The 12945-nt window shown below is 40.3% G+C and carries 11 protein-coding genes; all 11 read left to right on the forward strand.

What is annotated here, in order from left to right; genetic code table 11:
* Window positions 1-194 precede the first annotated feature (194 nt).
* The 11 genes from ACYQ03_RS02475 to ACYQ03_RS02525 all read left to right on the forward strand — a co-directional run bounded on the left by ACYQ03_RS02475 (window position 195) and on the right by ACYQ03_RS02525 (window position 12940).
* Window positions 195-584, forward strand: coding sequence for a thioesterase family protein (locus tag ACYQ03_RS02475; RefSeq protein ID WP_459907368.1), 390 nt, complete (start codon window positions 195-197; stop codon window positions 582-584).
* A 16-nt stretch (window positions 585-600) separates the two neighbouring features.
* On the forward strand, window positions 601-2304 hold the full coding sequence (locus ACYQ03_RS02480) for a formate--tetrahydrofolate ligase (RefSeq protein WP_459907369.1): 1704 nt from the start codon (window positions 601-603) through the stop codon (window positions 2302-2304).
* Between the two features lie 293 nt (window positions 2305-2597).
* On the forward strand, window positions 2598-4007 hold the full coding sequence (locus ACYQ03_RS02485; protein ID WP_459907370.1) for a sigma-54 interaction domain-containing protein: 1410 nt from the start codon (window positions 2598-2600) through the stop codon (window positions 4005-4007).
* Between the two features lie 314 nt (window positions 4008-4321).
* Window positions 4322-5494 (forward strand): iron-containing alcohol dehydrogenase, encoded by a 1173-nt coding sequence (locus tag ACYQ03_RS02490; RefSeq protein WP_459907371.1) that lies wholly within the window; start codon window positions 4322-4324, stop codon window positions 5492-5494.
* A gap of 288 nt (window positions 5495-5782) precedes the next feature.
* Complete coding sequence (locus ACYQ03_RS02495; RefSeq protein WP_459907373.1) at window positions 5783-7111, forward strand: IS3 family transposase; 1329 nt, start codon at window positions 5783-5785, stop codon at window positions 7109-7111.
* A gap of 93 nt (window positions 7112-7204) precedes the next feature.
* On the forward strand, window positions 7205-8203 hold the full coding sequence (locus ACYQ03_RS02500; RefSeq protein ID WP_459907374.1) for a TRAP transporter substrate-binding protein: 999 nt from the start codon (window positions 7205-7207) through the stop codon (window positions 8201-8203).
* Window positions 8204-8281: 78 nt separating this feature from the next.
* Window positions 8282-8791, forward strand: coding sequence for a TRAP transporter small permease (locus ACYQ03_RS02505; RefSeq protein WP_459907375.1), 510 nt, complete (start codon window positions 8282-8284; stop codon window positions 8789-8791).
* Window positions 8791-10077 carry a TRAP transporter large permease gene (locus tag ACYQ03_RS02510; protein ID WP_459907376.1) on the forward strand — a complete coding sequence of 429 codons (1287 nt, stop codon included), beginning with the start codon at window positions 8791-8793 and terminating at the stop codon, window positions 10075-10077. The genes ACYQ03_RS02505 and ACYQ03_RS02510 overlap by 1 nt, the downstream gene beginning before the upstream one ends.
* A 485-nt stretch (window positions 10078-10562) precedes the next feature.
* Window positions 10563-11504 (forward strand): hydroxyacid dehydrogenase, encoded by a 942-nt coding sequence (locus ACYQ03_RS02515; RefSeq protein ID WP_459907378.1) that lies wholly within the window; start codon window positions 10563-10565, stop codon window positions 11502-11504.
* A 21-nt stretch (window positions 11505-11525) separates the two neighbouring features.
* Window positions 11526-12563, forward strand: a complete 1038-nt coding sequence (locus ACYQ03_RS02520) for an Ldh family oxidoreductase (RefSeq protein WP_459907379.1) — start codon at window positions 11526-11528, stop codon at window positions 12561-12563.
* Between the two features lie 98 nt (window positions 12564-12661).
* Entirely contained in the window at window positions 12662-12940 is a 279-nt protein-coding gene (locus ACYQ03_RS02525) for a UxaA family hydrolase (protein WP_459907381.1), read from the forward strand.
* Window positions 12941-12945: the final 5 nt, after the last annotated feature.

A 12945-nucleotide genomic window follows, 5' to 3' on the forward strand; every position in this document is an offset into this window, starting at 1 on the left:
GTTTTGCACAGTGACTAGTAGTCCTTGTGAGATAATTGTCGGGAACGACCCGGGAGTCATTCCCTAGAATGTTATATTTACAAATTTTGAATAACAAATAAAAGTGTCGCTTGCCTACTAATAAGTAGTTTTGCGACACTCCCTTTTATTTATGGTTATTAATAAGAAACTAGGTAATTGATGGAGGGAGATAAATGGAGTTAAAAATTGGTTTAATCCATGAGGTAAGTACCATGGTTGATGAGAATAATACAGCCATTGCCTATGGCAGTGGGGGAGTTCGGGTATTTGCTACCCCTGCCATGATTGGTTTGATGGAAAAAGCAGCTTTAGAACTGGCAGATCAACACTTGCCTGATGGAGAAACCACAGTGGGAACTCTGGTGAATGTCAAGCACACAGCCGCCACACCTGTTGGTATGAACGTCATAGCCAAGGCCGAATTAATTCAAATCGATGGCAAGAAGTTGGTCTTTATTGTTGAAGCCAAGGATGAAACAGGTCCCATTGGTACCGGTACCCATGAAAGGGTAATTATCAACTTAGATAAATTTATTAAAAGAGCTGAGAGTAAAATTGGTTAGGTAGGAGGGTGTTTAGATGAAAGTTGTTCCCAGCGATCTAGATATTGCGCAAGCCCATAAAATGCTTCCTATTACTGAAATTGCACAGAATATTGGTCTAGAGGAAGAAGATATTAATCTTTATGGGAAATATAAAGCAAAAATAAACTTAGATGTATTGAGGAAATTTAAGGATCATTCCCAAGGTAAATTCATAGTTATTACAGCCATTACGCCAACACCCTTGGGCGAGGGAAAAACGGTTACAACAATTGGTCTCACCCAGGGGTTAGGGAAGATTGGTAAAAAGGTGATAACAACCCTTAGACAGCCCTCCATGGGGCCAGTGTTTGGTATTAAGGGGGGAGCTGCTGGCGGGGGATATTCCCAAGTGGTTCCCATGGAAGATATTAATATTCACTTTACAGGTGATATTCATGCAGTGGAGGCAGCCAATAACCTTTTGGCTGCGATGATTGACACATCTATATTACTAGGTAATCCTTTAAATATTGATCCCATGACAGTTATGTGGAATAGAGTTTTGGATACCAATGATCGTGCTCTGAGAGATATTGTAGTTGGCTTAGGTGGTAAAGAGAATGGCTACCCCAGACAAACTAGCTTTGATATGGCAGTGGCGTCAGAGGTAATGGCAATTTTAGCCCTTGCAGAAAACCTACATGACCTTAGACAGCGTTTAGGGCGAATTGTTGTTGCCTATACTTACGACGGAAAGCCTGTCACAGCGGAGGATCTTAAAGCAGCTGGAGCAATGACAGTCATTATGAAGGAAGCTCTGCAACCAAACCTAGTACAGACATTGGAAGGACAAGCTTGCATTATGCATGCGGGACCCTTTGCTAATATTGCCCATGGCAATAACTCCGTTCTGGCGGACAAGATTGCACTAAAATTAGCTGACTATGTTGTTACCGAAAGTGGCTTTGGCTCTGATCTTGGAATGGAGAAGTTTATGGATATTAAGTGCAGGCAATCTGGGTTACGTCCCAGTTGCGTAGTCCTAACTTGTACTATTCGTGCCTTGAAGATGCATGGAGGTTTGGGTAATGTAGTGGCAGGTAAACCTTTACCGGAGGAAATAACCAGAGAAAACCTCGCTGCGCTTGAAAAGGGGTGCACTAACCTAGCGCACCACATTAAGGTAGCAAGTTATTTTGGTGTGCCAGTGGTTGTATCGGTTAACCGGTTTACTACCGATACCGATGCAGAGGTTGAACTGGTTCGTCAAAAAGCACTAGAGGCAGGGGCATTAGGTGCTTACCCCATTACAGTGTGGGCTGACGGTGGAGCGGGGGCTGTTGGATTAGCTGAAGCTGTTGTAGCTGCCTGTGAAAAACCAACTGATTTTCAATTTATCTATCCTGATGACATAAGTATTAAAGAAAAAATAGAAATTCTGGCAACTAAGATTTATAATGCTGATGGCGTGGTATATGAACCTTTGGCCGAGAAAAAGATCAAACAATTTGAGGAATTGGGACTTGGCCATCTACCCATTTGTATGGCCAAAACACACCTATCCATCAGTCACGACCCAGCCAAGAAGGGAACGCCAGGCAATTATATCTTCCCAATTCGGGATATTAAAGCCTCCGTGGGTGCGGGTTTTCTCTACCCGCTGGCTGGTTCTATGCGGACGATGCCTGGCTTAGGCTCAAAGCCTGCTGCCCACAAAGTGGACATAGATGAATATGGAAGAACCATCGGACTATTTTAGATTAAAAAGCTCCTCTGTAAATTTGATTGCAGAGGAGTTTTGTTTAATTATCAGTATGCATTAGAAAACCAATATAATATCTGAAGTGCAAACTTATAAATATTAGTAATCTACTACATACAGTAAGTTGTCAAAAATCAATTGAAGAAGTATTATGAGGTATAAGGTATGACTAATTACACTATTGTAAAAAAATGAATGCTTCTGTTAGGTGGTAAAGATGATATACTTAAAATATGATGATTAGCCAATATCTTTCTACATAGGATTTTTAAAAAAGGAGTCTAAATATAATGCCTGGGCAATTTGTTAAGACACAAAAAATTGAGGATTTCTTTGACAGTATTCTAGATATCTTCTATGATGGGATCTACATTACTGATGCCAATGGTAAAACTATAAAGGTTAATAGTATGTACGAACGCTTAACAGGCTTAAAAAAGGAAGACTTGCTAGGAAGATTGGTTACAGACTTAGAAAAAGAAGGGGTTTTTACCTCTCCCCTAAACCCAACTATTGTTAAAACAGGAAAACCACAAACATCGGTACAGGTCATTAAGGAAGGCCGAAGAGTAGTAATTAACGGGTATCCTGTTTTTGGAAAGGATAGTAAGGTTGCTTATGTTGTTACCTATGTTCGTGATGTGACAGTACTTTCTCAATTAAAGGAACAAATAGCCTCACAGGGGGAGCTTATCCAGAAATATCATCAGGAAGCACAATACCTTCGAAAAACTGGTTACCAGGGGAACCAAACCATTATAGAAAATCCTACAATGAAGAATTTAATGCAACTGCTCAAACGCATAGCCGTAACTGATACAACAGTTCTTTTGTTGGGTGAAACCGGTGTGGGTAAAGATGTTTTTGCCAGAAAAATTCATGAAAATAGTAATCGTAAGGATCAACCTTTTTTTAAAATAAACTGTGCTACCATTCCCGAGAATTTAATTGAATCTGAGTTGTTTGGCTATGAACCAGGGGCCTTCTCCGGGGCAAGTGCTAAGGGAAAACCTGGTTATTTTGAGTTGGCTGATCAAGGAACACTTTTTTTGGATGAAATGGGTGAACTTCCATTATCTATGCAGGCTAAACTGCTTAGGGTGTTACAGGATCAGGAAGTAATGCGGGTTGGATCCACAAAAATAAAAAAGGTGGATGTTCGTTTCGTTGCTGCCACTAATCAAAATTTAGAAAAAGCTATAAAAGAAGGACGTTTTAGAAGTGATTTGTATTACCGTTTGAGGGTTGCTGTATTAGACATTCCGCCGCTAAGAAAGCGACGGGAGGAAATTATGCCACTTATCAATTACTTTCTGGATAAATTCAATATAAAATATAAAAAGCATATTCATTTTTCCCCAAAGGTATTAAATTACCTTATGTACTATAAATGGCCGGGCAATGTCAGAGAAATGGAAAATTTAATTCAGGGTTTAGTGGTTACCCAGGAAAAGGAAATCCTAGACATAAATGATTTACCTAATTATATTCTGATAGATGATAATCATAAGGAACAGATATTTCAACCCAATGCCTTGAATATTGAGGACAGGACCCTAAGTGAAATTATGGAAGATATAGAAAAGGAATTGCTTAAAAAAGCACTGGATCAGCATGGGAGTATTACAAATGTTGCTCGAATGTTTCGCATGGATAGATCAACAATTTTTAGAAAACTAAAAAAATATTCATTAACATAACAAAACGACCTGTGCGTCTTTGCATAGTACTATTGCAAAGACGCACAGGTCGTTTATTCTATTAGTATAAATGTTTTATATGTGTCTAACAAAGTCTAAACCTGTCTGAAACCCCCCTTTTTTTTAAAAAAAATCAGAAAGTTTTAGAAACATTTTTGGCACAGAATATTGATTAAAACATTGTTGTTGTGTTGCAAACCTACACAGCAGTGAAAAAATATACGATCTAAAATCTTTGAATTTACTGACTTTTACACCTTGGCATGATCATTGCTATATATATCACTAAACTATTCAATAGAGCAATCAAGGGGGTGACAAAAATAGCAACAGTGGTCAGTTCTTTTGCTACTCCTACAAAGATTATAAGTGGTGTGGATGCTAGAAAGACACTAGGCAAAGAAGTAAAGAAGCTTGGCGGCAATGTGGTATTTGTTTGTACTGATAGAGGGATTATAAATGCTGGCTTGTTGGTTGATATTCTCGAGTCTTTGAGTATAGAAAACCTGGCTTATGTAATTTACGATGAAGTGGATAGTAATCCTTCCATTGAAACCGTAGAAAACGGGTTAAATATCTATCGTAATGAACAGTGTGATGTATTGGTAGCTGTGGGTGGTGGGAGTGCCATTGATACAGCCAAGGCCATTTGTGGTCTGATTAATCAACCCAACTCGGTGGAGTTCTGTGGAAACATTGATGTAAAACAAAGAGAAAATATCTCTTCCTGCGTCATTGCAGTGCCCACTGCAGCTGGTACTGGTTCGGAGGTATTGGGTGGGGCTGTTATTGTGGACAAGCAGAGGAACTGTAAAATCTGCGTCAGTTCTCCAGGGCAAGCTCCTAAGGTGGCAATTCTTGATCCAATTATGCTACAAACGTTACCGGCCAATATCGTGGCATCCACAGGCATGGTTACTCTAACCCATGCAATAGAGGGTTATGTTTCGTTGGGGGCATCTGCGTTGACAGACCTATTAAACCTTAAGGCGATTCAGTTGGTTGCCAAATATTTAAGACGATTTTTTGCTAACCGCAAGGATCTGGAAGCGGCACTAGGCATGCAAAATGCTTGTTTGTTTTCAGCTATGGGTTCTTGCAACTCTGGTTTAGGCAATGTTTACGCCATGGCCAATTCTTTATTAGGTTACTATAACATTCATCATGGTGTTGCTTGTGCTGTGATGCTACCCGCAGTGATGAGGTTTAATAGCATGGCAGCTCCTGACAAATTTATTGAGATTGCTAAAAGTTTTGGTGAACCAGTTGATCAGTTACCGATGACTGAAGCATCGCTAAAAGCAGTCAAGGCTGTAAAGAGTTTATCCCAGAGCGTTGGAATACCAGATCGCTTGGGGGATGTGGGCATAACTACTGACCAGATAGAGCAAATGGCTCTTCAGGTAATCCAAAGTGATGTTCAGGTAACAAACCCAAGGGAAACGACGCTACAAGACGTAATTCAGCTTTACAGGGAAAGTATCTAGGTCTTTATTATAGGTACTATATTTATAAGTGATAGAAAACCTTAAAGAAGAAACAACACAATAAATCAGATAAATAAGAATATAAAAACGACGGAGTTTACTCTGCTATCGGAGGTCTAGAAATTAAAGTAGTAGTTGCGCCATTAATCTTAAAAAATGTATTAATGGATGTAATAAATAAAAAATGGGAGGTATAAAATGGACCCTATGGAATGAACACTTGAAAAAAAGTGTTTTACCCATAGGGTTCTTTTTTTGTACAATCATAGCAACAGGAGGAAGGATAAAGTGAGCAAAATTATATTTTCATCCGATGACATCAAAAAACTGGAGACAAACCCCTATGTTGCTAAGGTTTCTGAACGTTCCATCACATACACCAATGATTTTAAGCGTTTGTTCATTGACCAATACTTGAAGGGTAAGTTGCCTCGAGCTATATTTACGGATGCTGGATTCGATATTGATATTATTGGAGTAAAACGATATGAGCAGGCTGCTTACAGATGGATTAGGTCCTATAATGAAGATGGAATCTTAGGACTAAGAGATACTCGTACAGAAAATTCCGGTCGTCCACGGATTAATGAACTTTCACAAGAAGAAATTATTACCCGCCAGGAGGCAAAGATAAAGTTACTCGAGGAGCAAATAGAACTGCTAAAAAAGTTAGACAAAATCGAAAGGAGGATGGTAAACACAGGAAAAAGTCTCGCAACAAGTGATATATTTCAGTTAATTAACGACACCATTTCAAAATATAAAATGAAGGGTATGGTATCGTATTTCTGTGATATGTTGGGGGTTTCACGGTCTGGGTATTACAATTACTTGTCGTCTGAAGAAACTCGACAGTTACAGGAAGAAAAAGACCTCCATGCAAGGGATATGATTCTTAACGCCTATTACAAGCATGGATACAAGAAAGGCTCACGTTCAATAAAAATGGTATTAGAACAGGAATTCGAATTGGTGTTTAATAGAAAACGGATACAAAGAATCATGCGTAAATATGATATTAAATGTCCAATCAGGAAGGCTAATCCTTACCGACGGATGGCAAAAGCCACAAAAGAACATAGGGTAGTTCCCAATCTTTTAAATAGACAATTCAAACAGCGTATTCCTGGAAAGGTACTTCTAACTGATATTACATATCTTCCATTTGGTGTATCTAAAATGGCCTATTTATCAACAATTAAAGATGCTTCTACAAATGAAATTCTTTCTTATCATGTATCTGAGCGCATCACCTTAGATATTGCCACAAAAACCATTGAAAACTTGATAAATCATAACAGTGAACTACTGCATTCTGAAGCATTTGTTCATTCCGATCAAGGATGCCATTATACCAGTCCAACGTTCCAGAGGCTTCTCAAGAAATATGGTTTAGGCCAATCTATGTCTAGGCGTGGCAACTGTTGGGACAACGCTCCACAAGAATCCTTCTTTGGTCACATGAAGGATGAAATTGATTATCGAACCTGTAATACGTTTCAAGAAGTAGAAAAACTAATTGACCACTATATCAATTACTATAACAACCATAGATATCAATGGGGATTAAAAAAGCTGGCCCCTGTACAATACAGGAACCAGCTTTTAGCAGCCTAATTCTCTTTTTTAAACTGTCCTTGACATAGGGTCCACTTTAGTAACGGCATGAAAAAATTAACAACATTATTTTTGGTATTATTGGTTCCGCTAGTGTTCCTTCTAAGTGGATGTGGCAACTCTGATAAAGATCAAGCTGCCGGCAAAGAAGAAAAGATTATTATTAAGTATACCCATGGTGTTGGGACCGACCCCTCTGATCCTCACCAGTGGGTTGCTCTAAAGTTTAAGGAACTGGCTGAACAATACACTGACAATCGAGTTGAAGTTCAGATTTTCCCTGGTGGTCAGTTGGGTAGTGAGCAGCGGGGCTTCCAAGATGTTCAAAACGGTGTTGTGCAGGCAACCTCGCTTGCAGGCAACAATGCTGCAGTTTTTACTCCCTCTGTAGGAATTTATGATTTGCCTTATATGTTTATGAACCGAGATGAGGCTTACAAAGTAATGGATGGTATCTGGGATGATTTGGATAAGAAGATGATTGAAGAGTCCGGAACCCGTGCTCTAATCTGGTTTGAACAGGGTTTCCGTGTTTTAACCAACTCCAAGAAACCAGTGACCACCTTAGATGATCTAAAAGGTCTAAAGATTCGTGTGCCTCAGAACCCGATGATGCTCGGCGCATTCTCTTCCTGGGGCTGCGAGCCAACTCCCATCGCCTGGGATGAAACCTTCAGCGCATTACAGCAGGGTCTAGTAGACGGACAGGAAAATCCCCATACTGTTAACAACTCAATGAAGTTTTATGAAGCTAAACAGAAATATATCACTGATATTCACTACAAAATGTGGATCGGACCTGTGGTCGTTCAAGAAAAATGGCTACAGAGTCTACCGGCTGATATCCGGGATGCCTTGATCAAGGCAGGTAGAGATACTGCCCTTGCTGAACGTGATTTTATTGTTGAGCTAGAAACGAAGGCTTTGGAAAATTTAAAGAGTAATGGTATGGAGCAATTAGGTGCACCTAAAGATGAAGCAGAATGGCAAAAGCGAGCCATGGCTACTTGGCCTAAATTCTACGACCAAGTTGGTGGGACAGAACTTGTAGAGAAGGCGATGACAATCTTAGACAAAGAAATGCCTAAATAAGACTAGCGTTAATTAACTGCATAACAGTATAGGGTACCTATCTCGGATAAGGTACCCTATACCCTTGGGGGGAAATTAATGAAACAACGTATTAAATGGATCATCGACAACTTTGAAGAAGTATTATGTGCCTTCTTTCTTCTTTGTACGGTAATTTTAATGTCATCTCAAGTTTTCTACCGGTACTTTCTTGGTAAGTCTTTTGCTTCCGCCGAGGAATTAGCGCGTATTGCATTTTTAGTCATGGTTTACTTAGCCACTGCCCATGCTTGTAAGCACGGGCGCCATGTAAGAGTTACAGCACAATTCAGGTTGTTTCCCCAGTCTTGGAGAAAGTACTTTATCATGTTTTCGGATCTAGTTTGGTTATTTTTTAATGGGATAGTTATTTGGCAGGGTTTCCTTCTAGTTCAAAACATGGGGCAATTTCCTCTTAAATCTGCTGTATTAGGTTGGAATTTAAAGTATGCCTTTGCGGCAATCCCCATAGCTTTTTTACTGCAATCTATCCGAATACTGGAACGTTATTATAAATTGTACCGTGCTGGTGAGTTGGATAAATTAGCCTTAGATGGGGAGGAGTTCTAATGACGTTAGATATAGGTATCTGGTTATTACTATTTTTATCCTTATTCCTGGGAGTACCTATTTTTGTCTCCTTGGGGATGGCTACCTTTATAGCCTTATCAGCAACAAATATTCCCTTGTCCATTATCCCGCTGGACCTTTTTAAGGTCTCTGAAATGTTTTCCCTTATTGCTGTGCCTGCCTTTATTCTGGCAGGGGCTTTGATGGAGCGGGGGGGTATTGCTCAACAAATTGTGGATGTATGTTCAATTTTTGTAGGACGTATACGTGGTGGACTAGGTTTAGTAACGATTCTTGGCTGTATGTTCTTTGCAGCTATGATTGGTTCTGGTCCCAGTACAGTGGCTGCCATGGGTGCCTTAATGATTCCTTCAATGATGAGGGCGGGATACGACAAAGACTATGCAGCGGCGGTAACAGCCACCGGTGGGACACTGGGCATTCTAATTCCCCCCAGTAACCCCATGATTGTTTATGGTGTTATTGCCAACGTTTCTATCTCGGGTATGTTTATGGCGGGATTTATTCCCGGGGCAATGGTGGGTACCGTTCTGATGGTCACAGCCTATCTTTTGGCTCGTAAACGTGGCTATAAGGCTACCGGAGTAAATTATACCTTTGGTGAAGCAATGCAGGTGATCCGCAAAAGTATTTGGTCCTTAATGACGCCTATTATTATTTTAGGTGGCATTTATGCAGGGATATTTACTCCCATAGAAGCTTCCATGATTGCGATCATTTATGCTTTTTTTGTAGGAACTGTGATTACGCGCAAATTAAATTTTTTAGAATTATGGGAGTCCTTAAAATTAACCAGTATGACTACGGGTGTCGTATTAGTAGTGGTTAGTGTATCCATGTTATTTGGTCGTTTTATTACTATGTATCAGGTACCCCAGCGGTTGACAGAAATGATGCTTTCCATTAGTACAGAACCGACTATTGTGATGTTATTGATTTTTGTCTTCTTATTTTTCTTGGGAATGTTCATGGAGACCCTAGCTACTATCGCAATCATTACCCCTATTGTGTTACCCCTACTGGGTCAATTGGGCATTCACCCCATTCACTTTGGTATTTTTATGATCATGACCAACGAAATTGCTATGCTGACTCCTCCCTTGGGCGTTAACTTGTTCGTGGCCATGGGAATAAGCAAGCTATCGTTAGAAAAGATCGCCAAGGCAGCAATTCCCTATGTGACAGTATTAGTAGCTTGTGTTCTGTTGATTATTCAATTCCCACAAATCGTTTTATGGTTACCACAAATGTTAGGTATAAAGTAACCACTGTAATCTAAAATATTTGTAAAATTTAACGTACTGTCTATAAGTTAGTTAAGATGAGTTTTGCCAAATTCAAATTGAGCGGATTATATTTTAAATTTAAATTTTTTTAAGTTAAGTGGTGTTTAATTGTAACACGGCGAAGGGATTGCAGAACATCAACAACGTTGCGAAGGTGCAATCCCTAAAACGTTGCATAAATGACATGTTAAATAGAAAAATAGCCGTTGGCTTTGAAACGAATATTGCAAATTTGCACAAGTAAACAAATTGAAGTTCATATAAACCTCGGAACTATTGAGTTTTTAAATTGGCACGGCATTTGCTGTATAGGTAATCAAAGCTTAAAGGATAAATTTTCATATAAATGTCAAAGAAAATAAAACCCCTTGATGTATTGTTGTCAGAAAATACATATAGAACACTGCAACAAAGATTAAGGCCGTTACAGGTGAAGTAATAAATATGAATGAGTGGGTGAAGAAATGAAAATTGTTGTTACCGAATTAATCTGGGAAGAGGGTCTAGAGATCCTTCGGGAGTTGGGAGAAGTTGTTTACGACCAGAATCTATGGAAAAGTGACAACTTAGCTGATGTTGTTAAGGGTTGCGATGCTCTGATTGTTAGGAACCAGACTAAAGTAACCGAAGAATTGATGACCCAGGCCCCTAATTTGAAAGTCATAGGTCGATTAGGAGTAGGCTTGGACAATATCAATGTGGCCGCAGCTAAAGCCAAAGGTATACCCGTAGTGTTTGCTCGCAATGCTAACGCCATATCCGTAGTTGAGTATGTCTTTTCGGCTATGTTTTCTTTCTCCCGTCCACTGGAAAAGGCTACCCAGGATGTTAAACAGGGTAACTGGAACCGTAAACTCTGGACCCGGGAAGAAATCTATGGCAAGACTTTAGGACTTATCGGCGTAGGGGAAATCGGTGCGCGGTTAGCTTCTAGAGCCAGGGCGATGGGGATGAAGGTGGTTGGTTTTGATCCCTTTTTACCACCCTATGAACTTGCCTGTACTGACATCGGTGTAAGCATGACTTCTTTGGAGAAAGTGCTGACTGAGTCTGACTATGTAAGTCTGCATGTTCCTCTAAATGATCAGACCAGAAACCTAATTAATAAAGAAAGTCTAGGCACCATGAAAAAGACAGCCTACATTATCAATACTGCCCGGGGTGGCGTGATCAATGAAGAAGATCTTTATGAGGCACTAAAGTCCAATACCATAGCTGGTGCTGCTTTGGATGTTTTAGCAAAGGAACCGCCAACAGGCAACAAACTGTTGGAACTGGATAACATTATTTTGACACCACATATTGCTGGTCTTACTGAAGAGGCACAGGTTCGCACATCAGAACTGGTGGCCCATGAATGTACCAAGGTTTTACGCGGTCAAGGTTCCATGTGTATTGTAAGATAAATAAAAATCGGGGGGTTAACAATGAATTTTTCTGCAGAAAGATTGCTGGAATTCTGTTCGAACCTTTTGCAAGGTGTTGGTGTTCCCAAAGCTGATGCCGATATTGTAGCAAATGTTCTGGTAGACACCAGTTTAGAAGGTTTGGATACCCATGGCATTAGTAGACTGCCTATTTACACAACTCGTATTCAAAATGGTAGAATCAACCCTATTGCCAATATCGCAGTAAACAAAACTGCTCCTGCGGTGGCTGTTATTGACGGGGACAACGGGCTAGGACAACTAGTTGGAGTAAAAGCCATGGAAGTGGCCATCAACTTAGCTAAAGAAACTGGTATGGGTGCAGTAACAGTTAAACATAGTAACCACTATGGAGCTTCTGCTTATTTCTGCAAGCAGGCTGCGGCGGCTGGCATGATTGGCATGGGCTTTACCAACACACCTTCTGGTATTCCGCCTTGGGGTGGTAAAGAACCATACTTTGGAACGAATCCCATCGCCTTTGGTTTCCCTGGCAAAAAACAACCAGTCGTGGTGGATATGTCCTCCAGTATTGTAGCCAGAGGTCATATTATCTTAGCTGCCAAACAAGGCAAACCAATCCCAGAGGGATGGGCCATCGATAAGGATGGTAAACCTACCACCGATGCTAAGGCTGCTTTAGGCGGTGCCGTGCTACCAATGGCAGGTCCTAAGGGTTATGCAATGGCGTTAGCTGTAGAAATCATGTCTGGGGTTCTAAGTGGAGCAGCTGTGGGTAAAGAAGTTGGTTGGATCTATGACGAAAGTACCAAACCTGTAGACATTGGGCATACCTTTATAGCTATGGATGTCTCAAAATTTATGCCTGCGGAAAGTTTTGTAAGCCGAATGGATCAAATGATCACCGAAATCAAAGATACTCCAAAGGCAGAAGGGGTAGAAGAGATATTTATCCCCGGAGAGCGTAGAACTATGAAGGCCAATACTCGTCAACAGGAGGGCATTCCTGTACCAGATCAACTGCTGGCTGAATTAAATGATTTAGCGAAGAGTATAGGGGTACCTCAATTGGTTTAGTAAGGTATTATTTGCTCGGTTAGAACCTAAGGTCTATTCGGGCTAAGATAATAAAGCTACGGAGATTAAACGTAGCGCAAAAAATAGGAGGAGTTTCCATGATTAAGTTCTTAGTACACGACCCCGAAGATATGGTTGGGGTTGCAGTTGCTAACATCGAAGCTGGCGAAACTGTAACAGGTAAAGTACAGGACTCTAACCAAACCATCGACATTAAAGCCATTAGCAACATTCCCCTGGGTCACAAAATCGCCCTTAAGGACATTGCTAACGGTGAAAGAATCATCAAGTATCATATTCCTGTTGGTAAAACCGTTGCTGACATCAAAAAGGGTGAACATGTACATACTCACAATTTAAAAACTGAAAGGTGGTAAATATA

This window comes from Desulfotomaculum defluvii (assembly GCF_054657375.1).